This is a genomic window from Natronospirillum sp. (genome assembly GCF_022565775.1).
Taxonomy (GTDB): Bacteria; Pseudomonadota; Gammaproteobacteria; order Pseudomonadales; family Natronospirillaceae; genus Natronospirillum.
In genome coordinates, this window is the sequence record NZ_JAIUMC010000046.1 from 1 (window position 1) to 24317 (window position 24317).

Here is a 24317-nt window from a genome sequence, read left to right on the forward strand (position 1 = left end):
CGCAGAAACAGTTCCCCGCGTGACCCTGCCGCCATGAACTCCTCGGTCAGGCGATCCAGGTCGGGGGCCCAGTTGAACGTCAGTTTGAACACCGACGGATGGGCCTGGGCAAAGGCCAGATAGGCATGGCCCATGGCCCGGATGCGTTGCTCCGTCTGCTCGGGCGGGATGTCCTGCACGGCCTCCAGCAGAAACTGGTCCAGAATGCCGAACGCTTCAGCTTTCAGGTCGACCAGCAACGCCGTCTTGTCCGAGAAGTGGTTGTACACCGCAGCAGGTGTTACACCCACGCGTCGGGCCAGACCACGCAGACTGAGGGAATCCAGTGTGTCTTCCTGCAAATGCTCGAAGGCAGCTTCAATCAGTGCATCTCTGAGATTGCCATGGTGGTAGGTGCGTTTTTCCGTGTCTGCCATGTTGCCTGTGTGCCTCTGGGGTCTGCCTGCTTGCTCCTGCGCAGAAGTCTAGCAGATTACCCTTTCCACATCCCTCGATGCCGGCCCGCTAACCCGGCGTGATGTCTTTTTGGCCAGAGACCGCAGACCACACGATGAAAGTTGCCCAATTAAACAGCCGGACACTGGTTGCTTGAAGATAAACGTATAAATACTGCGAAAAATCAGGAGCCCATCAAGCTGTTCGTTGCGAAACCACGTGCTGCTGGCCTAACTTGAAAGTGCGATACTTGAAATGCCATTGCTGCCGGGGACATGATGAAGGCCATGTACCAACGCAAGAGACAATATCGGAGTGGCGGGTTCAGGCGTCTGGCTTTGCTGTCAGCGCTGTGCCTGCTGTCGCTGCCGTTGCTGGCGACAGAGGTTCATATTACCCGCTACAGCTGGCATACCGGGGTGGTGATCGCCGCAGAGGATCTTCACGACGCACTGGCGTTTGTCCCCGATTATCTGGGCGAGGCACCCTATTATGAATTCGGCTGGGGTGATGCCGAGTATTATCAGCGCGGTGAGGACAGCCCCTGGCTGATGGCACCGGCCGCCCTGTGGCCGACTGACTCGGTCATGCATGTGGTGGCGCTGCCCGATCATCCGGATGACTATTTCCCGGCCAGCGAAGTGATGAGTTTGTCAGTTGATGAGGCAGGGATGATCGCCATGACCGAGGCCATAGCCGCTTCGTTTGAGCTGGATGAAGAGGGTGCCGTGCAGCCGGGTGGTGCAGGCTTGTATGCGCGGAGTCTGTTTTTCACCGGCGAAGGCCGCTTTCATCTGCGCCGCACCTGCAACACATGGACTCTGGAAATGCTGCAGGCTGCCGGCCTGCCCGTCGAACCCTCCGGCGTGATAAGGGCGAGTGGCGTCATGGAGCAGTTGGAGTCACTCAGTCAGTGACGCACTGATCAGCCATGAAGACTGGGATCATGCGCCCGACGCAAGATATGGATATCGATGACGGCCGACACCCGGGCCAGTACTTCTCTCAACCGGACCCGCCAGTGCCAGCGCAGTGGCGCATCTTCTGCCACGTAACCTTGCGCATCAATGCCGGCTGCACGCGCCTGGTAGAGGGCACGCTCCAGATGGAAGCGCTGGCTCACGATAATGGCCTCCGTCTGCCCAAACTCGGTACGCAGGCGGCGCATGGAATTCAGTGTGCGGATGCCTCCGCCATCGCGCAGAATAACCTGCTCGGGAATATCCCGGGCCATCAGGTCCTCCAGCATCATGCCGGGTTCGTCATAGAAAGGGGTGCTGTGATCACCGGAGGCGATCAACTGCTCTACCAGACCGGAGTGGTAGAGACTGGCTGCGGCGTCCATGCGTGCCTGGTAGAAGGGATTGAGCCCGCCGCTGTAATACTTGGCGGTGCCCAGCACTACACCGTATTCAGTGGGGCGCAGGAACTCGGGATCATTGGTAATCCGGTCACGCGATTGCAGCGAAATCCACAGATCAATGGTCAACAGAAGGCAAAGCAGCAGGCCGAGGCTGCTCAGCAGGGTATAAACGCTGCGCAGCAGCCAGACCTTCCAGAGTGGCGGCGGGCGACGCGTCGCATCAATCAACAAGTTGTCCTGTTTAGCCATCCCGCCAGATTACCTTGCTGACGCCCTCAGGCGTTATTTCGAGGAAGCGATCCGGGTCATCCCCTTCCTGCCAGCCACCATCCGTGCAGCGTGCTGTTTGGCCCAGGTGGCGAACAGCATCACTGGCGCAGTCGAAATCGTTGCTCCAGGGTGTCAGTCCGGAATTGAACCATACCGACGTCCAATCACCCCGGACCACCAGCAGCAGCGGAATCACAACGTCATCTGCCACTATACGATAGCGCAGAACGCGGTTGCGATCACTGCTGTTGATCGGCTGCGGAGCCTGCCCGAATACCTCGCGCAGCCAGCGGCAGATCAGTTGCGGATCAGCCCCGCGGAGGTATATCTCGATATCGTTCTGCATCAGGAATCCGAGAGGAAATATTTCAGCAATTTAAACAGCCCGATCGACAAATAGCCATACAGGGCACGTATGCCGCCGCCTGCAGCCAGCAGGACTCCGCTGCCGGCTGCAATTTCCTGAGTCAGGGAAGGCTCCAGCAGCAGCTCTGCCATGATGATAACAAAAAGCCCGCCCATCAGAATCAGACAGCCGGAGGTAAAGAGCGCCATATTGCGCTGCGGTTCCTCTGCTCGATGCTTGATCCAGCGCGCCAGACGCTGGCGCCGGCTTTCTGCCATGGCCACCTCTCGAAATCCGATGCACGGCCGTGCCTGTCCGGCCTGGGGTCACTTTGCTATACTCGCGCGCTTCATTGTACAGATTCGGTAGCACAGCAGCACATGAGCCAGACTTTAGAACTTGCCCAGGCCCTGATTCGCGAACCCTCCATTACCCCGACTGACGGCCAGTGTCAGCCCCTGATGCGGCAGCGCCTGACGGCCGCCGGCTTCACCTGTGAAGACATGAATTTCGAGGATGTCACCAACTTCTGGGCCACGCGAGGCGACTCCGGCCCATTGCTGGTATTCGCCGGGCACACGGATGTGGTGCCCACCGGAGACGAAAAGCACTGGACCCATCCACCCTTTGCCGCCACGGTGGCGGACGGCTACCTGCATGGCCGCGGAGCTGCGGACATGAAGGGCTCGCTGGCTGCCATGACAGTGGCGGCAGAGCGCTTCGCCAAAGACCACCCCGATCATCAGGGCCGGCTCGGCTTTCTTATTACCAGCGATGAAGAGGGCAATGCCTACCATGGCACGGTACGTGTGATAGAGGCGCTGCAGGCGCGCGGTGATCATATCGATATGGCGCTGGTCGGCGAGCCCTCGAGCACGGAGCAGGTCGGTGATGTGATCAAGAATGGCCGCAGAGGGTCGATGCTGGGGTATCTGACGGTGCATGGTCAGCAAGGGCATGTTGCCTACCCGCATCTGGCGGACAACCCGGTGCACCGACTGGCGCCGGCTCTGGCCGAGCTGGCTGCGACCGAGTGGGATCAGGGCAATGACTTTTTTCCGGCCACCAGTTTTCAGGTGGCCAACTTCAACAGCGGTACCGGTGCGACGAATGTAATTCCCGGTGACGCCAAAATCCAGTTCAGCTTTCGCTATTCAACGGAAGTAACTGCCGAGCAGTTACAGGAGCGAGTGGGCGCCATTCTGGATCGGCACGGCCTGAGGTACAGTCTCGAGTTCGAGGTCAAGGGGCTGCCTTTCCTCACTGAGGAAGGTGCGCTGGTTGAAGCCGCCGTGCAGGCGGTCAACAAGGTGCGGGGCGAGCCGCCCCTGCTGTCCACGGCCGGCGGCACCTCAGACGGGCGCTTTATTGCCAGTATCATGAACTCACAGGTGGTGGAGTTGGGTCCGGTGAACCGGACCATCCATCAGGTGAACGAATGCGTGAGCGTGCGCGACCTCGACCTGCTGACCGAGATGTACTACCAGCTGATGGTCAACCTGCTGGCGCGTCGGTGAGCCCGAAGCGCATCACCATGGTCTGACGATAGGGCCGATCCGGTGCTATGGTGCACTGCGGGAAATGAGGCTGGTTCGGTGTGTCAGGGAAGTGCTGTGGCTCACAGCAGAATGCCTGATGATTGTCATAGGTGCGCTCAGGCTCCGGCCCCGGCTGACCACCCATGTAGTTGCCCGTGTAAAACTGCATGCCTGGCTGGCTACTGCTGATGCGCAGTGTGCGACCGGTCTGTGCGCTGGTTATCAGCGCCATATCGACCAGTTGTTCGTTGTTCGCCGTCTTGTAGACATAGTTGTGGTCAAACCCGTTGGTACGCACCAGTGCGTCCGGCAAGTCTTCAAGCAAGCGTCCGATATCCAGTGGCTGGCGCAGATCAAACGGGGTTCCGCCAACATCCAGCAGTTGGCCTGTCGGCAGGTCACCCGGGCCTGACTCGGTGATCTGCTGCGCGAAGAGTCGCACATGATGGCCGCGCAGGCTTTGATAGTACGCTCCGTTGAGGTTGAAATAGGCATGATTGGTCATATTGACCACAGTCGGCGCGTCGGTTTCGGCAAAAAACGAGATCTGCAGAGCACCGTCCTTGCGCAGTGAATAGCGCACATGAGCGGCCACATTGCCGGGAAAACCGCCTTCTCCGGCAGGTGAGTGATAGGTGAAGCGGACTGTCGGCTCGGTCGCCCGCTCCGGTACAGAGGCCTGCCACAGGTGTCGATGCCAGCACTCGCCTCCATGCAGGGTATTGGCGCCTTCATTGGCCACCAGTTCACTGGTTTGTCCGTCAAGGGTAAACCGGGCACCCGCGATGCGGTTGGCATAGCGACCTACTGTAGCGCCCATGTAGGGCTTGTTGCCCAGAAACTGCTCGGCCAGTCTTGGCCCACATACAATATCGCCGCGCGCACCATGCCGATCGGGCGTGATGACGCGATAGAGGCTGGCGCCGGCATCGGTGACCTGAACTTCAACAGGCCCTTGGCGCAGGCTGAACACGGTGGCTCTGGTGGCGCCACTGCCCGCCATGGGTTGGCGAATAACGGGCTCAAAGGCTGAATCGGGTTGGGTCATTCAGATACTCCGCAAATTTCTCGCTCGGCAGTGTAGCATTTTGCACGACAGATTGGTGCTGTGCAGACAGCACACTGGTCATGCCCGTCATGGGTCGCTAGACTGTCCACCCATTGAATATCCAGTGCCAAAACAGCAGGTTCTATCTTGTTTATCGACCACCCCGGAGCCGGGACCCCCAATGATCAAAGTGGCCTTCCCCTGAGCCTGAACTGGCGCCTGGACGCGTTTGAGGCCCTCAGCACCCATTCGCTCTATGCCATCCTGCGGGCACGGGTCGACATCTTCATCGTCGAGCAGACTTGCCCCTATCCTGAACTGGATGATGAAGACCAGACTGCCTTGCACCTGCAGGGGTGGTCAGCTCAGGGGCTGTCCGCCTATGCCCGTATCCTGCCGCCGGATGTCGAGCAAAGGGTCTGGATCGGAAGGGTATTGGTCACGAACGCCGCTCGAGGCACCGGCCTGGGGTCTGAGCTGATGCGCCGCGCCATGGACGCGACACGTACCCACTTTCCGGGCAACCCAATCTGGCTGGGTGCTCAGCTGCGGCTCAGTGGCTTCTATCAGTCGCTTGGGTTTGTGCCAGAAGGGCTACCCTACCTTGAAGATGACATTCCGCACCAGAAGATGGTGCTGGCGAGCGCCTGACTGCGGTCTTTTGCGGCCTGCCGGGACAGAATTTCACACCGGGCAGGCCAGACAGCGTAATGGCTCAGCTGAGGAACGGGTTCATCCAGCGCCATTTCCAGTTGGTCATCTTCAACGGTTCTTCAGTTACGGTGAGACAGATACACTCTTCGCTCTCGGCAGCCACGGGCTCATGCTCGTGCTCACCAGACCGGTAGAGGAAATCACCCGGGTTGTAGTCGCCCAGACTGTCTGAGAAACCGCCTTTCAGAACCACTGTGTACTCGTCTCCACGGTGGGTATGGCGCGGAATGCGGCCACCGGGGCGAATACGGTGCAACGAAATCTTGGGCCCGTTGGGGCTGATTTCTATGTCGCACACCTGCAGATGCGGCAGCAGCTTGCGCCAGGGCAGGGTGTCGAAACCGCTCGGTACCAGCTTCTGCAGCGGTGCTGGCACTTCCGGATGCCGGTAGGAGGGCTCGGTGCGACGCTCCGCTTCAGGCTTGGACTCGATAGCATTAAGCGTCGCCTGCAACAGCGAATCACTGACCGGTTCACCGGGCAGATCATCCAGCAGCACGCCGCCCAGCGCTTCCAGCCCCTGGACATACGCCTTGCATTCCGGACAGAAGTGCAGGTGCACGGCAATCATCAGTGTTTCATGGTAGCTCAAGGTGCCGGCAACATAATCTGCCAGCCTGGCCTGATCAGGATGAAATTTACTCATTGCTGTCAGCCTCCAGCCCAACTCTTAATTTCTTCAACGCGAGTCGGATGCGCGATTTTACAGTTCCAAGGGGCAAGTTGAGGTCCTCCGCGGCCTCCTGATGAGACTTGTCCTCGAGAAATACTTTGCCGATGACCTGTCTCTGATCCACGGGCAGCTGTGCTATGCCCAGTCGAATCTGTCTTTCCAGGTATCCCTTTTCGACCCAGTCGGCGCCATCACCTTCAGTGTGCGGCTCCTGCCAGAGGTCGTCCGAGGACAAGGTTGTGTGATGCTTCCTCTGGCGCCGCAGCAGGTCGACGCGCAGATTACGCGCTATGGTAAAAACCCAAGTGGTGGCTGAGGCTTTGGAGCGATCGAACAGGTGTGCCTTGCGCCAGAGATTGGTCATGGTTTCCTGCACGAGTTCATCGGCCAACGCATCGCCCATGGCGGTCAAGCCGCTGGATCTCGCGTAGCCCTTGATCTGCGGCGCAAAATGGTTGAACAGATTGACGAAGGACTTGCGATCCTGTCTTTCCGCTATCGCTTCAAGGCAATCTGCCCATTCATCCGATGCTTTCACGGTGTAATTGCTGCCTGTTCTAGTCTTCACTGTACTGCGCATCATGAGCCAGCCTTACCGGGTTTTCCACATTTACGCCGGTTTTTTACAAGCGGATCAGTCTGGGTTGGCAGGAAAGTGCTCGGTGATGAGTTCGCGCAGGGTTTGCAGGAGTTTTTTACGTTGGCGCGCCAACTGGGGTCCGGGGGGTTGTCGGTCCTGCTCGCGTTTCACGTTCAGCACGAGTTGTCGCAAATACTGTCGGTCCGCTGTCGGATAGCTGTCCAGCAGTCGGGTCAGAGCATCCGGATCGGACAGCAAGTCATCGCGCCAGCGTTCACAGAGCTGGGTGATCTGCTGGTAGAGATCACTGCTGGCATCGAACAGCTCGAGGCGCTGTACCAGCCGCTCACTGTCCAGCTTTTGCAACTGCTTGCCGACATGGCGCAACTGCCGCTTGCGCGCGTCAGGCTTGGTCAGCCGCCGTGCTTCGCGAATGGCCAGCAGCAGACCTTCCGGCAGTTCCAGCTCGACAAGATCCGCTTCGGACAGAGCCGTCAGGCGGTCGGCCAGCACGCGCATGCGCTCTGCTTCCCGCTTCATCTCGGTGCGTGAAACCCATTCTATTTCATCGTCTGCCGGCCGCTCGTAGGGAGAGCCGCTGTCCTTACTGTTCAATGGACTACTCTCCTTCATCAAAGCGATTGTTGATCAGTTCACACAAGGCGCAGAACGCCTCTTCTTCATCCGGACCTTCGACTTCCAGAATGATCTCGGTACCCATACTGGCGGCCAGCATCATGATGGACATGATGCTTTTGGCGTCAGCGGTCTGTCCGTCCCGCTCGATTTCAATTCGGGATTCGAACTGCTGCGCCAGTGCATTCAGCTTGGCTGACGCGCGGGCATGCAGCCCCAGTTTGTTGATGATGGTGATAGTGTCGCGGATCATGACAGAGTGGCTTTCAGCTCCCGATGACGCACCTGAACCGTCATATTGTCTTGCTTCAGCAGGCGTCCGAGTTGCTGCGCGATGAAGACTGATCGGTGCTGGCCGCCCGTGCAGCCGACGGCAATGGTCAGGTAGGACCGGTTGTTGGCTTCATAGGCCGGCAGCCAGCGTTCCAGATAGGACTGAATGCTGCCGATCATGTCATGAACGTCCTGCTCCTGGTGCAGAAACTTCTGCACCGGTTCATCCAGCCCGGAATACTTGCGCAGGGCAGGGTCCCAGTAGGGGTTGGGCAGGCAGCGCACATCGTAAACCATATCGGCATCGTGGGGCACGCCATGCTTGAAGCCAAAGGACATGAACAGCAGTGCCATCTTCTGCCGACTGGTGCCGGTGATCCGGGTTTTGACCTGGTCGCGCAACTCATAGATCGAGAGACCCGTGGTGTCGATATTCAGGTGCGCCATATTGAGCACCGGGTCCAGCAGTTCCCGCTCGTTGCGGATGGCTTCCATCAGCGCCAGAGTGTCATTGGTCAGGGGGTGCTTGCGCCGGGTTTCCGAGAAGCGTTTGTACAGGGTGTCGTCTTGGGCATCCAGATAGACAATATCCAGACGCAGGCTTTCCGGAAGCTGGCGCACGATTTCGGGGAACTTCTGCAGCGCCCGCATCGCATTGCGGGCATCGATACAGATCGCTACCTTTTCGCCCAGATGACCGGCCTGCATCTCCCGCGCCAGTTCGGGCAACAGGGTTACCGGCAGGTTGTCTATGCAGTTGTAGCCCACATCCTCTAGAACATTCAGAGCTGAGCTCTTGCCGGAGCCAGAGCGCCCGCTGATCAGTACCAGTTCCACCTGAACAGGCTCCCTATTCGTTTATGAAGGCGTTGTACAAGGCTTCGGAGGTATCTGCCGCACGCATGTTGGACAGTCGGTGATCGTCACTGAAACGCTCGGCAATCTGCGACAACAACTGAAGATGGTCGTTGTTGGCCTCCTGTGGTACCACCAGAGCAAACAGGATGTCGACCTTTTTCTGGTCCATGGCATCGAAATCGACCGGTTCGGCCAAGCGCACCAGAAGGCCCATGGGGCGCGTGCAGTCCGGCATCCGGCAGTGAGGAATGGCGACGCCATTGCCGAACCCGGTAGAGCCTAGACGTTCGCGCTCATTGAGGCTGGTGAAGACCTGATCGGCACTGAGCGCCGGATCAGCGGCCTGCAATTGCTCACTGATGAATTCGAGGGATTTCTTTTTGCTGTTGCCGGCCGCACCCACCAGGGTGCGCCCGACTTCCAGTACTTGGTTCAGATTGGTCATGGGGTGTCAGCGACCGTTGCCATGGGCACGGTCAACAGCCTTCTCCTTGTGTTTGAGCAGTTGTCGGTCCAGCTTATCAATCATCAGATCAATCGCGGCATACATATCATCATGTTCTGCATCGGCAAACAGCTGGCCTCCCTTGATGTTGACGGAGGCTTCCGCTTTCTGTCGTTGCTTTTCCACACTCAGGGTCGCCTGCACATTGCTGATCTGGTCGAAATGTCGCTCCAGTCTGTCCATCTTGGTGTTGACGTACTCGCGCAGGGCGTCGGTCAGTTCGACGTGATGACCACTGATATTGATTTGCATAGGATGACTCCTTTTGAGGGATATCCGGGCAGGCCAGCTGCCTGCCTGGCAACGGCTGCCTGTGGTTGAAGCCCGGGCCGGCGTTGACTTGCCTGACCCCGTATTACCGCGTACTTCCTATTTGTAATTGTAGTCGGTTTGCGCTGCAACTACAGCACCGCGCCGACAAACACTCAAAGCAGACTTTTGCGTTCATTTGACGGGGGAATGCCCATGGCTTCGCGGTATTTGGCGATGGTTCGCCGGGCCACGTTGATGCCCTGATCTTTCAGCAGGTTGGCTATCTTGCTGTCACTGAGTGGCTTTCGGGTATTCTCGCTGCCGATCAGTTTGCGAATCAGGGCCCGGATGGCCGTGGAGGAGCACTCGCCGCCGCTGTTGGTGCTGACATGGCTGGAGAAAAAGTACTTGAGTTCGAACACACCCCGGGGGGTATGCATGTATTTCTGCGTGGTGACCCGCGAAATGGTCGACTCATGCATCTCGACCGCTTCGGCAATGTCGTGCAGTACCAGCGGTTTCATTGCCTCCTCGCCGAACTCGAGGAACCCCTTCTGGTGCTCTACGATCTGGGTAGCCACCTTGAGCAGTGTTTCATTGCGGCTTTGCAGGCTCTTGATGAACCACTTGGCTTCCTGCAGATTGTCCTTGATATAGGTGTTGTCGGCGCTGTTGTCGGCGCGCCGGATCATGGAGGCATAGTCGCTGTTGACGCGCAGCCGGGGGGCAATCTCCGGGTTGAGTTCCACCCGCCAGCAGTTGCGCTCCAGGTCCTTGGCCACTACAACATCCGGAATGACGTACTCGGAATCGCCACTGGCGATAAAAGAGCCGGGCCGCGGGTTGGTCTGCTGGATCAGCAACAGGGTATCGCGCAGTTGCTCTTCCTTGATCCGCATCTTGCGCATGATCTGCTGGTAGTCCTTGCTCACCAGCAGGTCAGGGTGATCGTTGACCAGTTGAATCGCTTCGCGCACCAACGGGGTCCCTTCCGGGAACTGGCGCAACTGAATGGTCAGGCATTCGCTCAGTGAGCGCGCACAGACACCGGCCGGATCAAACTGCTGCAGACGATGCAGCACCGCCACCATTTCGTCCATCTCGAGGGGATTGTCTTCGGTGCTGAGCTCTTCAGCGACGCCCTCGAAGATGTCCTCCAGGGTGGAGGACAGCAGGCCGGAAGGTTCTACCGAGTCGATGATGGCGCGAGCCAGTATCTGATCCCGATCACTCATCGGGGTCAGGTTCAATTGCCACATCAGGTGTGCATAGAGATCGTCACCGGTTACTGTCTGGTTTTCATAGTTGAAGTCGTCATCCGAGCTGGGTGCAGAGGCAGCCGTGGGCGTGTGCTGGTAAATATCATCCCAGTTGCTGTCGACCGCCAGGTTTTCCGGAATCTTGTCGTCCCAGTTCAGTTCGGACGACACTTCACCTTCACTGACCGCGTCATTCTGGGTGTTGCGGTCATAGTCGGTATTGTCTGAAGGGTTGGCGTCCACCTTGTCCGGAACGTTCTCTTCCTCGACCTCCAGCAAAGGATTCGAGTCGAGGGCCTCCTGAATTTCCTGTTGCAGATCCAGCGTAGAGAGTTGCAAAAGCCTTATGGCTTGCTGCAGTTGCGGGGTCATCGTCAACTGCTGACTCATCTTTAACTGCAGACTGGTCTTCATAGTGCTCCTGATACGATCTGTCGTGACGCGATCACAGACATGGAGTAAAAAAATTAGAGACGGAAATTTTCGCCCAAGTAGACTTCCCGGACTTTCTGGTTGGATAGTATAGCGTTTGCGTCGCCCTCTGCAATTATAGTACCACCTCCAACAATGTAAGCGCGCTCGCAGATATCGAGCGTTTCGCGCACATTGTGGTCGGTGATCAGCACGCCGATGCCCTTGTCCCGAAGTTGGTAGACAATTGTCTTGATGTCGGACACCGAAATGGGGTCGACGCCGGCAAAGGGTTCATCCAGCAAAATGAAATCGGGCTCGGAGGCCAGGGCCCGGGCTATCTCGACCCGTCGGCGCTCGCCTCCGGACAGGGCAATACCCTGACTGTCACGAATATGGGTGATGGTGAACTCTTCCAGCAGCGCTTCCATTTTCTGATGACGCTGGGCGCGGCTCAATTCCTTGCGCAGCTCCAGTACCGCCATCAGATTCTGGGCCACGGTCAGTTTGCGGAATACGGAAGCTTCCTGTGGCAGATAGCCCACACCCATGCGCGCCCGCTTGTGCATGGGCAGCCCGGTGATGGACTGGTCGTCGAGCAGTATGTCACCACCATCTGAAGGCACCAGGCCCACGATCATGTAGAAACAGGTCGTCTTGCCGGCGCCATTGGGGCCCAGCAGGCCGACCACTTCGCCAGTGGACACCGATAACGACACATCGGTAACGACGCGCCGCTTACCGTACTGTTTGGCAAGATGTCGGGCGCTGAGCTGCTTCGGCATCGGGGTCCATTTCCTCGTCGGATTCACTGTTATCAGGTATAAGGCACATGCTGACCCGGGCGCCGGTTGAACCGTCAGGGGCCTGGCGATCGGACTCGAATTCTTCGGTCTCGAGGTTGTATCGAATATAGTGCGCTGTCACCAGGTTGCGCCCCTGCTGCAGCCGGGCTTCGCCGGTGGCAGTAATGAACCCGGCTTCGGCATCATAAATGACCTGCAGGCCGAACAGGTGCGTGTAGGGCTGGTCTTCCTGCAACTGGTCAGAGACGCGTGCCGGCTCCGCGCCATAGGCTTCCATGCGCTCGATATCGTTGTTCTCGGTGCGATAAACGCGTACCTCATCGCCGACAATGATCAGCGTCCCCTGCTCGATGCGCACGTCACCCAGATAAATGATTTCATTGGCCGCCAGATTGCCGCGGTTGCGGTCAGCCTGGATATCCACCGGTAATTCCCGGTCGCCGGGCAGCGCGAGGCTGCCAGCGGTCAGCAGGCAGAGCGCAGCGAGCGTCAGCGGCCGCCAGACGTCTGGACGTCGCCGGCCACGGCTATTGAGCTTGGGTCTCTGGATAGAGACGAGTGCGCACTGCTTCATGCAGATCGAACTCCTGGGTAGACAGGTTGAGGGTCATGCCAATAGCGGTCGTATACAGGCGTCCGGTCTGTTCCAGCCGGACAGGCAGCGCCGTAGTGGCAATATCGGTGATCGTATCATACTCCAGGAAATCGGTATGAATCATTGACGGCTGGGGCGTGTCCGGGTTGCTGATCACAACCACGTCGTCCAACAGCGTCCAGTGTGTGCCATCAAGCAGGGTGGCGCGGCGGGCGATGATTTCCTGGTCGTCATCCTCACTGCGTCTCCACAGATGGGGGTTAAGCAGGTCCAGGCGGTCAGCCGCTTCGAAATAACGTGCTTCGTCTGCCAACAGTGTTGACTGCCATTCACCCGAGGTGTTGGTAGTGACGCGGCGCAGCGCTGACATGACCAGCTGTGGTGCCTCTTCGGTAGTCTCTACCGTTTCCGGTATGGGCTGCCGGTCTTGCCATTGCAGCAGCAGGACACCCACCCCGACCGCGATAACCGCAGCTGCCAGGGCCAGCCAGCGGCGCATCAGGCTACTCCGGCGCGCAGCAGGTCGTGCATATGTACCACACCCGCAACGCGATCGGAGGCGTCGACCACGACCAGCGATGTAATCTGGGCCTGCTCCATGTGGTACAGGGCTTCGGCAGCCAGCGCGCCTGAATGGATGGTCTTGCCCCCCGGATGCATGACATCACGGATGCCGGTTTTGTTGACATCCAGTTGTCGCTCGAAGGTACGTCTCAGGTCACCATCGGTGTAGACCCCCAGCAGATGGCGGTCGTCATCCAGAATGGTGGTCATGCCCAGCCCTTTTCGAGTCATCTCGAGCAACGCCTCTTGCAAGGACGCGGTCAGTGGCACCGAGGGCACTCTGCTTTCGCCTTGCATGATATCACCGACCTTAAGCAGCAACCGCTTGCCCAGGCTGCCCCCCGGATGCGAGAACGCAAAATCTTCCGCCGAAAACCCGCGCGCCTCCAGCAGCGCAATGGCCAGGGCATCACCCAACACCAGTGCCGTCGTTGTACTGGAGGTCGGTGCCAGGTTGAGTGGGCAAGCCTCGACATCGACACCACTGTCCAGTGTTGCGTCTGCCTCCTGACCCAGGGTGGACTCGATCTGGCCGGTGATGGCTACGACCGGAATCCCCAGCCGCTTGATGGCCGGCAGCAGGTCAATGATTTCTCTGGTTTCACCGCTGTTGGACAGCGCCACAATGAGATCCTGGCGCGTTATCATGCCCAGATCGCCATGGCTGGCTTCACCGGGGTGCATGAAAAAGGACGGGGTTCCGGTACTGGCCAGCGTGGCGGCTATCTTGTTGCCAATATGGCCGGATTTGCCCATGCCGGTAACCACCACCCGCCCCTGATTGGCAAGAATCAGATCACAGGCCTTGATGAAGTGTTCATCCAGCCGTTCGGTCAAGGCCAGCAGTGCCTCGGCTTCCATGGTCAGAGTACGCCGGGCCGCGGCGAGATAGTCAAAGGTCTGTCGGGTCATATGATCAATGCCCTGTAGTTCAGCAGAATATAGGTTGCATAGAGTCCCAGCAAAGGCAAGGCCCAAAGACGATGGATATTCTTCTTCTGCAGCCGGTAGAGCCAGATCAGGCCTACGAGCATGAGCCCGCTGAGCGCCAGAAACAAGAAGTCTCGGCGCCATATTGCCGACTCCAGTACATCCGGGCCGATCATACCAGCTGTGCCGATCACCGCGAATATATTGAACACATTGGAGCCCAGCAGATTGCCCAGAGTCATGTCGTGATGTCGACGCAATGTACTGCTGATGGCGGTTGCCAGCTCCGGAAGGCTGGTGCCGAGGGCGACTATGGTGGCGCCAATGACCAGTTCGCTGATGCCAAGCTCGCGCGCTGCCGTGCTGGCGCCCCAGACCAGAAGGCGGGCCCCCAGCAAAAGAAGCAGCAGGGTGGCCAGCAACAACAGTACCTCTTTGCGCAGGGGGCCGGGCTGAACGGCTTCGGTATTGGCTGCCGAGGCAGCGGCACTGGCCAGGCGTCGGTCACGCTGTGCCTGGTGCAGAGTCAGGACAAGATAAGCGACCAGTCCCAGCAGCAGCAAAGCGGAATCCAGTCGAGTTAGCGTCAGGTCATGCAGCGTATAGCCCAGCAGGCCGATCGCTGCCAGAGAAGCCAGTGCCTGGCGGCCGGCCAGGCCCGGGGGTACCGGCACCGGAGCCAGCAACAGCACCAGACCGAGTATCAGGGCGATGTTGGCGACATTGGACCCCTGGGCATTGCCCAGCGCCATGGCCGTGCTGCCTTGCCAGGCCGCACTGGCCGAGACCAGCACTTCCGGGGCACTGGTACCCAACGCCACGACCGTCAGCCCGATCAGCAGCGGACTTATCCCCAGACGCAGGGCAGTGGCAGCAGCAGCATGTACAAACCGGTCGGCGCTCCAGATCAGCAGGGCCAGGCCGCTGATGAAGGCCATGATGGGTAGCAGAAAGGTCATGGTAGGGTTGTGGCCACTCCGGGGTCATTTGGTGCAGACAACGGCCATTAGACGGGATAGAGGGGGCCGCTGGCAAGGTCCGGGTCGGCTGGGCAGAGCCCGCTGTCGCAGAGCTGTACGCAGGGTGTAACCGAAGCCTGCCGCCGGTGGTTAAGCGGCTTGAATTGCCCTATAATGCGGGCCCTTTTACCAATGAGGTGTGCCATGACCCCAGAGCAGGTCAAACAGATTCTGGAAGCCGCCCTGCCGGACTGCACAGTTGCGGTCACTGGCGGTGATGCCAAATTTCACGTTCGGGCGCGTGGCGATGTTTTCAAGGGCATGATGCCGGTCAAGCAACAGCAGATTGTATATGGGCACCTGAACGAATTTATCCAGAGTGGCGCGATCCACGCGGTGACCATGGATCTGGGGGCGTCAGACTGACATCATGGATAAATTGCTGATCACTGGCGGTGGCCCTGTCTCCGGCAGCATCCGGATTTCCGGCGCCAAGAACGCCGCATTGCCCATTCTGGCCGCAACACTGCTGACAGACGAGCCGGTCACGCTGCGCAACCTGCCGCACCTGAACGACATCACCACCATGATAGAACTGCTGGTCTGCATGGGCGTCGAGGTGCTGATCAATGAAGACATGGGCGTGCAGATCAATGCCGGTACCCTGAAAGACTGCACTGCGCCGTATTCACTGGTGAAGACGATGCGAGCCTCCATTCTGGTTCTGGGGCCGCTGCTGGCGCACTATGGCGAGGCCAATGTGTCGCTGCCCGGTGGCTGTGCCATTGGCAGCCGCCCGGTGGATCTGCACCTGCGCGGTATGGAAGCCTTGGGCGCCACGGTCAAGATGGAAGACGGCTATATCAAGGCCCGGGTCGACGGCCGCCTGAAGGGCGCTCCCTACTTTTTCGATACCGTCTCCGTCACCGGCACCGAGAATGTACTGATGGCCGCGGTTCTGGCTGAAGGCGAGACCGTGATCGAGAATGCCGCCCGCGAGCCCGAAGTCGTGGATCTGGCCAATTGCCTGGTGGCCATGGGGGCCATCATCGAGGGTATTGGTACAGACACCATGGTCGTGCAGGGTGTCGAAAAACTGCACGGATGTGATCACACCATCTGCCCGGACCGTATTGAAGCCGGCACCTATCTGGTCGCCGGAGCCATTTCCGGCGGTCGGGTCAAACTGAAAAATGTCGACCCCAAAACCATGGAATCGGTGCTGCGCAAACTGGAAGAGGCGGGCGCCAAGATCGATATCGAGGGGCAGACCATCACGCTCGATATGGAAGGGCGGCGCGCCAAGGCCGTGAACGTCACAACGGCGCCTTATCCCGCCTTTCCGACCGATATGCAGGCCCAGTTCACCGTTTTGAATGCGGTGGCAGAAGGCACCGGCACGGTCGAGGAAACGATTTTCGAAAACCGCTTCATGCATATTCAGGAACTGAGCCGCATGGGCGCCGACTGCACCATCAAGGGCAATGCCGTGATCATTCGTGGGGTCGAGAAACTCAAGGCGGCGCCAGTGATGGCCACGGATCTGCGGGCGTCTGCCAGTCTGGTGCTGGCCGGTCTGGTGGCGGAAGGGGAGACCATGGTCGATCGCATCTATCACATAGACCGTGGCTATGAATGTATTGAAGAGAAACTGCAACAACTGGGCGCGAGCATCCGTCGCGTGGCTGGCTGAGGGGAGCCTGGATCCAATATGACCGAAGAGCAAACCCAGGCGTCACCCATTACCATTGCATTGTCCAAAGGGCGCATCCTGAAAGAAACCTTGCCGCTGCTGGAACAGGCCGGGATCGTGCCGGCCGAAGACATCCACACCAGTCGCAAGCTGATTTTCGAAACCAATCTGCCGGATGTGAGATTGATCGTTATACGTGCAACCGACGTACCTACTTATGTGGAATACGGTGTAGCTGACCTGGGTGTGTCCGGCAAAGACGTGCTTTTGGAGCACGGCGCGCAGGACATGTATGAACTGCTTGATCTGCGCATCTCGCGCTGTCGTCTGATGACCGCCGCCCTGCGCGGCCATTGCATGCCGGAGGGTCGCATGCGGGTAGCCACCAAATTTGTCAATGTGGCCCGGCGCTATTTCGCCGACCAGGGCCGCCAGGTGGATATCATCAAGCTATACGGCGGCATGGAGCTCGCACCCATCATGGACCTGGCAGACTGCATTGTGGATATTGTCGATACCGGGGGCACGTTGCTCGCCAATGGGCTTGAACCGCTGGAGCATATTCATGACGTCTCTACCCGGCTGGTCGCTTCCCGCGCAGGCTACAAGACCAAGTCAGCCCGGCTGCAGCCCATTGTGGAGCGCCTGCACAAGGCGGTGCAGGTATCGGCCTGAGCACCGTTGCGCAGAATAAACTCGTCAACCCCAGCAGACAAAGTAGTGAAACGATGAAAGAGCAAACCCTGATTCACCGCCTTGATACCCGGGACGCCGATTTTGACCAGCGCCTGGCAACACTGACGGCCTGGGAAGGTGTCTCCGACGCTGGCGTCAACGATGCGGTGCAGAAGATCATTGCGGATGTGCGCACGCGCGGCGATATCGCCGTGATGGAGTATACCAACCGGTTTGATCGCACCGATTTCTCCGCCCCGGCCGATATGGTGCTGGGCCCGGATGCCCTGCGCGCGGCCAATGAGCGCCTGTCAGCTCCATTGCAAAAGGCGCTGCAGGTCTCGGTGGATCGGGTGCGTGAATTTCATCAACATCAGCGACAGGACAACTGGCAGTTTACTGATGCGGGTGGCACCACGCTGGGTCAGCGGGTCAGCCCGGTTGACCGAGTGGGCCTCTATGTGCCCGGCGGCACAGCACCGCTGGCCAGTTCAGTGGTGATGACGGCAGTGACCGCACGCGTTGCCGGGGTACCGGAAGTTGTGATGGCACACCCGACGCCGGATGGTCAGATCCATGATCTGGTGCTGGCGGCCGCCTGGCAGTCCGGCGTCGATCAGGTCTTTACCGTAGGCGGTGCGCAGGCTATTGCAGCACTGGCCTATGGCACCGAGACCATTCCCGCCGTGGACAAGATTGTCGGGCCGGGCAACATCTACGTCGCCACTGCCAAGCGCTATGTGTTTGGTCAGGTCGGCATCGACATGATTGCGGGACCTTCCGAGATTCTGGTCGTCTGTGACGGCCAGACGGATCCGGACTGGGTCGCCATGGACCTGTTTTCCCAGGCTGAACATGACCCGGATGCCCAGGCCATTCTGATCTCGCCGGACGCCGAGTTCCTGGGAGCGGTCGAAGCTGCCATCAGCCGTCTGCTGCCCAGCCTGGAGCGTGAGGCTATTGCCCGCCAGTCACTGACCGACCGGGGTGCTCTGATTCAGGTACGTGACCTCACCGAGGCCATGACCCTGGTCAACCGGATTGCGCCGGAACACCTGGAGCTCAGCGTCGAGAATCCGGAGCAGTACCTTGACCAGATTCGCCATGCCGGCGCCATCTTCATGGGGCGCTATACCTCGGAAGCGCTCGGCGACTATGTGGCAGGCCCCAATCACGTGTTGCCGACCTCCGGAACCGCACGCTTCAGCTCGCCGCTCGGGGTCTACGATTTCCAGAAGAAGACATCCATTATCCATTGCACGGCCCAATCGGCTTCTGAGCTTGGACGTTCGGCCGGGCCGCTGGCGCGTGGTGAACAGCTCACCGCACATGCGCGCAGTGCAGAATTGCGGATCAAGGACTGACAGCGGCATCCACCGAGGAGAGCAGATTGAATGACTTCCAAACCTGTGAACGCCAGCGACCAGCTTGAGCGCCAGATTGAACGCTGGGTACGCCCGGAAATTTCTCAGCTCAAGGCGTATCCGGTGCCGCCCTCCGCCGGCCTGATCAAGCTGGACGCCATGGAAAATCCGTATCGCTGGCCAGAGGACCTGCGTCAGCAGTGGGCGACCATGATGCAGGAGGTGGCGCTCAATCGGTATCCCTCTCCGCAGGCGGAGGAACTGAAAGCGGGATTGCGCGCGCGCTTCGGATTGCGCAACGATTACGGTTTGCTGCTGGGCAATGGTTCGGATGAACTGATTCAATTGCTGATGATGACGGTGTCCGGGCCGGGAAGGGTGGTGATGGCCCCGCAGCCCGGGTTCGTGATGTTTCGCATGATTGCCGAATTTCTGCATATGGATTTCTGCGGTGTCGATCTGGATGAAAATTTCGATCTGGATATGCCACGCCTGTTGCGTGCCATAGAAGCGGAACAGCCGGCCATCATATTCCTTGCCCAGCCCAACAACCCGACTGGCAACCTGTGGGGTGTGGAGCAGTTGCGAAGGGTTATCGAGGCGGCGCCCGGTCTTGTCGTCATCGACGAAGCCTATACCGCCTTCACCGACGCAGACTATCTGCACCTGCTGGATGATTACGAACATCTGCTGGTCATGCGCACCCTGTCCAAGGTCGGTCTGGCTGGCCTGCGTCTGGGCATGCTGATGGGTCGCCCGGCCTGGCTGGAGCAGATCGACAAGGTGCGTCTGCCCTACAATATCAATGTGCTGACCGAGGCCAGCGCCCGCTTTGCGCTGGAGCATTTCCCGGTACTGGAAGCACAGACCCGGCAGATTCGCGAGGAACGCGAACGACTGGCCTCCGTGCTGAAAGAGCTGCCGCTGGCCAGGATATGGCCGTCAGAGGCCAACTTTATTCTGGTGCGTACACCGGAGGGTCAGGCTCGACGCTGGCTGGATAAGTGCCGTGAGCAGGGAGTGCTGATCAAATGCCTGGATGGCAGCCACCCTCTGCTGCAAGACTGTCTGCGCCTGACCGTCGGCACCCGCGAAGAAAATGACGCCCTGATCGCCGCCTTGCGGCAGTGCTGATGCACCTAGTGTCCCGCTAAGCTGATGTTACGCTCCCGGGGTGGGATTTTTCCTGCCGGGGGTGTAACCGATTGCAAAAGGCTGAGTTCCTGTGCTCGGTCGCAATTCAATCTGATCGTTGCCGCCGATTGTCGCTACGCTTTTTCTGCACAACCTTCCGGTTACCCACAAGCAGAATAAGGAAAACGTGTGATCAGGCTGTATCATCAACCGATTCCGAGCCATCTGACAGCAACTGCTGCCGGTTTGACACTGCGTCTTCAGGTCCTTGGCACGCACCCCGAAGCGGTGACCGCGGCCTGGATTCGCATTGACCCCGACAATGAAGAAAAACGGGTACCCATGACGCCGCTGCCCGTTCAGGCAGGGCAGACCGGAGCAGTCTGGCAGGGCGACATACCTCTGGATGCGATACGTCCCCATACCCCCTATGTGTTCAAGGTGGCGGTTGATGAAGGGCGTCGTTGGTTGGCCGCCGACGGTGAACACGGGCGGCAGCCGCCGCGTGAGGTCGCCTTCAAATGGGCCCACCAGCCGCCACCAGACTGGGTGGCCGAGCAGATTTTCTATCAGATTTTTCCCGACCGGTTTCGCAATGGTGATCCTTCACTGAACGAGCCGGATGGTGCCTATCGCTATCTGGGTCAACGCGCCATGCGCTCGCGCCAGTGGCATGAGGCACCGCGCCAGGAAGACGGCCCCAATGAGTTCTTCCATGGCGACCTGCCGGGTGTCACCGAAGGCCTCGATTACCTGCAGAACACCTTGGGCATTACTGCAATATACCTGAACCCGGTGTTCCATTCCGACTCCAGTCACAAGTACGACACGCTGGACTATTATCAGGTCGACCCGCGCCTCGGCGGTAACGAGGCGCTGGTATCGCTGCGCCACGAAACCCGAGAGCGGGGCATGCGACTGCTGCTGGATGGCGTGCTGAACCACACCTCGGTCGAGCATGACTGGTTTCAGCGAGCCCGAGCCGGTGAACGCCCCTATTGCGACTATTATCTGGATGCCGATGGAGACTACGCCAGTTGGAAGGGTCACAAGTCTCTGCCCGTGCTTGATTTCAGCAATCCTGACGTGGTGGACCACTGTTATGCGGGCGACCATTCGGTGCTGCGCCATTGGCTGCGGCCACCTTACAGTGCCGATGGCTGGCGCCTGGATGTCATCCATATGCTGGGTGAGGGGCCCGGCGCCAGGAACAATGCTCGCCACGTGCAGGCCATGCGCCGAGTGATCAAGCAGGAAGACCCCGAAGCCTATCTGCTGGGTGAGCATTTTTTCGAAGCAACGGCCTGGTTGCAGGGCGATCAGGAAGACGCGGCCATGAACTACTATGGCTTCATGCACCCGCTCTGGATGTTTCTGGCCGGGCGCGACCTTAACAGAGATCCCGCACGCCTCAGCGGTCATGAGCTGGCGTCCTGGATGCGCGAGGCTCGCGCCAAGCTGCCGTTTCAGATTGCCCGCTGCCAGTTCAATCTGCTTGACAGTCATGACACACCTCGGCTGTTGACACTGCTGGAAGGCAATTGGCGGCGCCTGGTGATGGCGGTGCGCCTGCAGATGGCTTATCTGGGTGTTCCCTGTTTGTATTACGGGGACGAAATCGGCCTGCAGGGCGGAGAAGACCCGGATTGCCGGCGCCCCTTCCCCTGGCATGAAAGCCATTGGCATCACGACCTGCTGGAAGCCAGCCAGCAAGCCATCGCGTGGCGCAAGGCATTGCCGGCCTTGCGTGAAGGCGGCGTGCTGGATCTGGATACAGGAGAAGATCACTGGGTATTTGCGCGCTTTACCGGCGAACAGGGTGTGCTGGTGGCAGTCAATCGAAGTAATGAACCACTGACCATCCCGCTGTCTTCGGCCCAATTGCCTCTGGCAGGTCGTACCTGGCGGGGCCTGGAAACCGGTCAGTGCCTCGAGACGGACAGTGACGGAGCGATGGTGCTGTCCGTGGCGCCGGAAACGACCCGTCTGTGGCGAACAGACTGAACGCGTTGCGGGCTCATGGTTGATTCTCTGTCGCGGGCACAGTTCAATAGTGCGAACCGCAAGCCGATCTATCGGGAGTAAGGCCCATGGCTGTAGCCATCAGAGAACTGGACATTCACCTGAACAACCTGCTGGAGCCCTCGGCTTTTCAGGATTACTGCCCCAATGGACTACAGGTGGAGGGTCGGCGGCCGGTGCGCAAGCTGGTTACCGGCGTGACTGCCAGTCAGACGTTTCTCGACGCCGCCATTGCCAACAATGCTGATGCGGTTCTGGTGCATCATGGCTACTTCTGGAAAGGCGAAGACCCCTGCATTACCGGCATGAAGCAACGCCGGATAGCCACCCTGCTCGAGGCGGGCGTATCCCTGTGGGCCTATCATCTGCCGCTGGATGCCCATCCGGTGCTGGGCAACAATGCTCAACTGGCCAGGCGGCTGGGCTGGAAGGTCACCGGCAGTCTGCGCAACGAGGCCCGCCCCATCGGCAACCGGGGCACTACGGCGGCGCCCCAGGATGCGGAGAGCCTGCGCGTACAACTGGAGCAATTGCTCGACTTCACTCCGATACACGTGCCCGGCGGGCCGGAAACCATAAGCCATGTCGCCTGGTGCACGGGTGCTGCCCAGGGGATGATTCATGAAGCCGCCGCGCTGGGGGCAGATGCCTTTGTGACCGGCGAAATATCCGAGCCTACCGCGCATGCTGCACTCGAATTGGGTATTCATTTTTTTGCGGCAGGCCATCATGCCACCGAGCGTTATGGTGTGCAGGCGGTCGGTGAAAAGCTGGTGGCTGATCTGGGGCTGGAGCACCAGTTCATCGACTGTCCGATTCCGGTCTAATCTGCCTAAGGGGCACTGGACAGTGTCAGCCCCAGGATGGTCAAGTCGATCGCCTGCCCCTGATTGCGCGCCACGCCCGGACAATGCCCCCAGACTGCAAATCCGGCCTGTCGAAACAGATTCAGGCTGGGTTCATTGTGGCTGAAAATGTAGGCCAGCAGGGTATGCAGCTCGGCTTGACGCGCTTCGTCTATCAGGGCGGTCAGCAGGGTGGTGCCGACGCCTCTGCGGCGAGCCTCCGGCGCGATATAGATAGCGACTTCCCGCGTGCCTGCATAAGCCGGACGGCCGTAGAAGGCACTCAGGCTGCCCCAGCCCCAGAGCGTATGGCGTTCGTTCGGCGCGGTAGCCACCAGCAATGGGTAGGCCGGTTGTTGATGCGAGGCAAACCAGCCCTGGCGCTCTTCCATGGTGACCGGTTCGGTGTCAGCGGTTGCCATTCCGTCCGGAATGGACGCATTGTAGATACGCACGATGGCGCTCAGGTCTCGCTTTTTAGCCTTTCGTAGCTGCATTCGGGGTTCCAGAATCAAAAGCTGCGCTCAGCAGGCCGATAGGCGGCATAACGGGTGGACTTTCCGCCGCGCCTTGGCACAATACGGCCATCGTTGTGTCGCCGTGGGCTGTCCCGGCGCTGTCAGGAGATGATGATGCAAGTGCCGATGAAACTCAAACTTCCCATCCTGGAGGTGGTCACCGCAGCCTTTCGCCTGCCTGTGCAGATGCGAACCAACCTGCTGCCGGCCATTCAGTGGCCACTGGGCCTGCTGATTCTGCTGCAGGTGTCGGGGGCTTTCGTGGGCAGCCCCGAGGCGGGCGAAGATTCAGTCTTCTATCTGGCGCTGTTTGGCATTCTGGGGCTGGTGGTGACGGCCATGATCGCCGTGCCTGCACACCAGATTTTCATCAAGGGCAGTCTGGATGGCGGCAGCGGCGGCTTGCGCTGGACCGGCAGAGAGACCGGCTACCTGCTCTGGAGTATCGGCCTGCCGTTGATTGTTCTGGTGCTGGCCAGTCTGATCAGCATGCCGCTGGTCGCCATTGCCATCATGACCAATGTGCCGGTATTTGCCAATCTGGCGGTAATTATCGGGCTGGTGGCCGGTATCGCGGTTTATGGCCGTTTTTCCATGGTCCTGCCACGGATTGCCCTGGGGCAACGTGGCGGCCTGCGTGCTGCCGGGCAGATGGCGGCCGGGCATTACTGGCGGGTTGGCATGATCGGTGTGCTTTTCCCGTTGATCATCAGCCTGGTCCCGATGTTTCTGCAAACCGCGCTGGGGCCGCTGGGTGCCCCGGTGGCCGTAGTGGTAGCTGTATATTTCAGTGTGGTGCAGATTGCGGCGCTGGCGCTGGTATATCGGTGGCTGCAGGAGTTCGTTGATCCGCCGGATGAGGATACGCCAGAGGAAGAAGAGGGCGCAGATCAGACGCTGCTGGGCGACGATCGCTCGCCCTCGGAGGACGGTTCTGATCGACGTGATCACTGAGGAGATGGCAACTCTGGCGCGTATGCGTCAGGCATAAAAAAAGGTTCATCGCACCTTTCCGGGAAAGGCGGACTTAATCTTTAAAAAGAAATAGTCG

The 24317-nt window shown here is 59.3% G+C and carries 30 protein-coding genes; 11 read left to right on the forward strand and 19 right to left on the reverse strand.

Features of this window, described 5'->3' with window-relative positions; genetic code table 11:
• Positions 1-416, reverse strand: a 416-nt coding sequence (locus LAT62_RS09885) for a TetR/AcrR family transcriptional regulator (RefSeq protein WP_293382775.1), incomplete at its 3' end; no start/stop codon positions are given.
• Positions 417-722: 306 nt separating this feature from the next.
• On the opposite strand from LAT62_RS09885, the gene LAT62_RS09890 reads away from it, so the two are divergent.
• The gene (locus LAT62_RS09890) at positions 723-1352 is read left to right on the forward strand and encodes a DUF2459 domain-containing protein (protein ID WP_293382778.1); all 630 of its coding nucleotides are present in this window, start codon (positions 723-725) and stop codon (positions 1350-1352) included.
• 8 nt (positions 1353-1360) lie between these two features.
• Here LAT62_RS09890 and LAT62_RS09895 read toward each other — a convergent pair whose 3' ends face one another.
• From LAT62_RS09895 to LAT62_RS09905, 3 genes are read right to left on the reverse strand one after another with little or no spacing between them, the layout of a single operon-like run.
• Positions 1361-2047 (reverse strand): ElyC/SanA/YdcF family protein, encoded by a 687-nt coding sequence (locus LAT62_RS09895; protein ID WP_293382781.1) that lies wholly within the window; start codon positions 2045-2047, stop codon positions 1361-1363.
• Positions 2040-2414 carry a hypothetical protein gene (locus LAT62_RS09900; RefSeq protein WP_293382784.1) on the reverse strand — a complete coding sequence of 125 codons (375 nt, stop codon included), beginning with the start codon at positions 2412-2414 and terminating at the stop codon, positions 2040-2042. The genes LAT62_RS09895 and LAT62_RS09900 overlap by 8 nt, the downstream gene beginning before the upstream one ends.
• Positions 2414-2692, reverse strand: a complete 279-nt coding sequence (locus LAT62_RS09905) for a hypothetical protein (RefSeq protein ID WP_293382787.1) — start codon at positions 2690-2692, stop codon at positions 2414-2416. The genes LAT62_RS09900 and LAT62_RS09905 overlap by 1 nt, the downstream gene beginning before the upstream one ends.
• Positions 2693-2794: 102 nt before the next feature.
• Here LAT62_RS09905 and dapE point away from each other — a divergent pair, with 102 nt between their 5' ends.
• Positions 2795-3931 (forward strand): succinyl-diaminopimelate desuccinylase, encoded by a 1137-nt coding sequence (dapE, locus tag LAT62_RS09910; RefSeq protein ID WP_293382790.1) that lies wholly within the window; start codon positions 2795-2797, stop codon positions 3929-3931.
• Here the strand turns inward: dapE and LAT62_RS09915 are convergent.
• On the reverse strand, positions 3909-5000 hold the full coding sequence (locus tag LAT62_RS09915; RefSeq protein ID WP_293382793.1) for an aldose epimerase family protein: 1092 nt from the start codon (positions 4998-5000) through the stop codon (positions 3909-3911). The two genes, dapE and LAT62_RS09915, sit on opposite strands and share 23 nt — an antisense overlap.
• A gap of 147 nt (positions 5001-5147) precedes the next feature.
• On the opposite strand from LAT62_RS09915, the gene LAT62_RS09920 reads away from it, so the two are divergent.
• The gene (locus tag LAT62_RS09920) at positions 5148-5651 is read left to right on the forward strand and encodes a GNAT family N-acetyltransferase (protein ID WP_293382796.1); all 504 of its coding nucleotides are present in this window, start codon (positions 5148-5150) and stop codon (positions 5649-5651) included.
• 64 nt (positions 5652-5715) lie between these two features.
• On the opposite strand, the gene LAT62_RS09925 is transcribed toward LAT62_RS09920, so the two are convergent.
• From LAT62_RS09925 to LAT62_RS09985, 13 genes are all read right to left on the reverse strand, one after another.
• Positions 5716-6360: a ChrR family anti-sigma-E factor gene (locus tag LAT62_RS09925; RefSeq protein ID WP_293382799.1), complete on the reverse strand. Its 645-nt coding sequence runs from the start codon at positions 6358-6360 to the stop codon at positions 5716-5718.
• Complete coding sequence (locus tag LAT62_RS09930) at positions 6353-6925, reverse strand: sigma-70 family RNA polymerase sigma factor (protein ID WP_293382802.1); 573 nt, start codon at positions 6923-6925, stop codon at positions 6353-6355. The genes LAT62_RS09925 and LAT62_RS09930 overlap by 8 nt, the downstream gene beginning before the upstream one ends.
• 96 nt (positions 6926-7021) lie before the next feature.
• A complete protein-coding gene (gene yjgA / locus LAT62_RS09935; protein ID WP_293382805.1) occupies positions 7022-7582 on the reverse strand; it encodes a ribosome biogenesis factor YjgA in 561 nt (186 codons plus the stop codon).
• Positions 7583-7586: 4 nt separating this feature from the next.
• Positions 7587-7856, reverse strand: coding sequence for an HPr family phosphocarrier protein (locus tag LAT62_RS09940; RefSeq protein WP_293382808.1), 270 nt, complete (start codon positions 7854-7856; stop codon positions 7587-7589).
• On the reverse strand, positions 7853-8713 hold the full coding sequence (gene rapZ / locus LAT62_RS09945) for an RNase adapter RapZ (protein ID WP_293382811.1): 861 nt from the start codon (positions 8711-8713) through the stop codon (positions 7853-7855). The genes LAT62_RS09940 and rapZ overlap by 4 nt, the downstream gene beginning before the upstream one ends.
• Positions 8714-8726: 13 nt before the next feature.
• Positions 8727-9179, reverse strand: coding sequence for a PTS IIA-like nitrogen regulatory protein PtsN (ptsN, locus tag LAT62_RS09950; protein WP_293382814.1), 453 nt, complete (start codon positions 9177-9179; stop codon positions 8727-8729).
• A 6-nt stretch (positions 9180-9185) separates the two neighbouring features.
• A complete protein-coding gene (gene raiA, locus LAT62_RS09955; protein ID WP_293382817.1) occupies positions 9186-9491 on the reverse strand; it encodes a ribosome-associated translation inhibitor RaiA in 306 nt (101 codons plus the stop codon).
• Positions 9492-9664: 173 nt separating this feature from the next.
• A complete protein-coding gene (locus LAT62_RS09960) occupies positions 9665-11164 on the reverse strand; it encodes an RNA polymerase factor sigma-54 (protein ID WP_293382820.1) in 1500 nt (499 codons plus the stop codon).
• 53 nt (positions 11165-11217) lie between these two features.
• A complete protein-coding gene (lptB, locus tag LAT62_RS09965) occupies positions 11218-11946 on the reverse strand; it encodes an LPS export ABC transporter ATP-binding protein (protein WP_293382823.1) in 729 nt (242 codons plus the stop codon).
• On the reverse strand, positions 11900-12541 hold the full coding sequence (gene lptA / locus LAT62_RS09970) for a lipopolysaccharide transport periplasmic protein LptA (RefSeq protein ID WP_293382826.1): 642 nt from the start codon (positions 12539-12541) through the stop codon (positions 11900-11902). The genes lptB and lptA overlap by 47 nt, the downstream gene beginning before the upstream one ends.
• Entirely contained in the window at positions 12495-13061 is a 567-nt protein-coding gene (gene lptC, locus LAT62_RS09975) for an LPS export ABC transporter periplasmic protein LptC (protein WP_293382829.1), read from the reverse strand. The genes lptA and lptC overlap by 47 nt, the downstream gene beginning before the upstream one ends.
• Positions 13061-14038: a KpsF/GutQ family sugar-phosphate isomerase gene (locus tag LAT62_RS09980; protein WP_293382832.1), complete on the reverse strand. Its 978-nt coding sequence runs from the start codon at positions 14036-14038 to the stop codon at positions 13061-13063. Before LAT62_RS09980 ends, lptC begins: the two co-directional genes overlap by 1 nt.
• Complete coding sequence (locus tag LAT62_RS09985) at positions 14035-15015, reverse strand: calcium/sodium antiporter (protein ID WP_293382835.1); 981 nt, start codon at positions 15013-15015, stop codon at positions 14035-14037. Before LAT62_RS09985 ends, LAT62_RS09980 begins: the two co-directional genes overlap by 4 nt.
• Before the next feature lie 204 nt (positions 15016-15219).
• Here LAT62_RS09985 and LAT62_RS09990 point away from each other — a divergent pair, with 204 nt between their 5' ends.
• The 7 genes from LAT62_RS09990 (at position 15220) to LAT62_RS10020 (ending at position 22730) form a co-directional block, all read left to right on the forward strand.
• Entirely contained in the window at positions 15220-15441 is a 222-nt protein-coding gene (locus LAT62_RS09990) for a BolA/IbaG family iron-sulfur metabolism protein (protein WP_293382838.1), read from the forward strand.
• Positions 15442-15445: 4 nt separating this feature from the next.
• Complete coding sequence (gene murA, locus LAT62_RS09995) at positions 15446-16708, forward strand: UDP-N-acetylglucosamine 1-carboxyvinyltransferase (protein ID WP_293382841.1); 1263 nt, start codon at positions 15446-15448, stop codon at positions 16706-16708.
• 18 nt (positions 16709-16726) lie between these two features.
• On the forward strand, positions 16727-17383 hold the full coding sequence (hisG, locus tag LAT62_RS10000) for an ATP phosphoribosyltransferase (RefSeq protein ID WP_293382844.1): 657 nt from the start codon (positions 16727-16729) through the stop codon (positions 17381-17383).
• A gap of 53 nt (positions 17384-17436) precedes the next feature.
• On the forward strand, positions 17437-18747 hold the full coding sequence (gene hisD / locus LAT62_RS10005; RefSeq protein WP_293382847.1) for a histidinol dehydrogenase: 1311 nt from the start codon (positions 17437-17439) through the stop codon (positions 18745-18747).
• A 30-nt stretch (positions 18748-18777) separates the two neighbouring features.
• A complete protein-coding gene (hisC, locus tag LAT62_RS10010; protein ID WP_293382850.1) occupies positions 18778-19881 on the forward strand; it encodes a histidinol-phosphate transaminase in 1104 nt (367 codons plus the stop codon).
• Between the two features lie 189 nt (positions 19882-20070).
• Positions 20071-21885, forward strand: a complete 1815-nt coding sequence (gene malZ / locus LAT62_RS10015) for a maltodextrin glucosidase (protein ID WP_293382853.1) — start codon at positions 20071-20073, stop codon at positions 21883-21885.
• Between the two features lie 86 nt (positions 21886-21971).
• The gene (locus LAT62_RS10020) at positions 21972-22730 is read left to right on the forward strand and encodes a Nif3-like dinuclear metal center hexameric protein (protein WP_293382856.1); all 759 of its coding nucleotides are present in this window, start codon (positions 21972-21974) and stop codon (positions 22728-22730) included.
• Between the two features lie 5 nt (positions 22731-22735).
• On the opposite strand, the gene LAT62_RS10025 is transcribed toward LAT62_RS10020, so the two are convergent.
• Positions 22736-23245 (reverse strand): GNAT family N-acetyltransferase, encoded by a 510-nt coding sequence (locus LAT62_RS10025; RefSeq protein WP_293382859.1) that lies wholly within the window; start codon positions 23243-23245, stop codon positions 22736-22738.
• Positions 23246-23392: 147 nt separating this feature from the next.
• Here LAT62_RS10025 and LAT62_RS10030 point away from each other — a divergent pair, with 147 nt between their 5' ends.
• The gene (locus LAT62_RS10030; RefSeq protein WP_293382862.1) at positions 23393-24220 is read left to right on the forward strand and encodes a hypothetical protein; all 828 of its coding nucleotides are present in this window, start codon (positions 23393-23395) and stop codon (positions 24218-24220) included.
• The last annotated feature ends 97 nt before the right edge of the window (positions 24221-24317 follow it).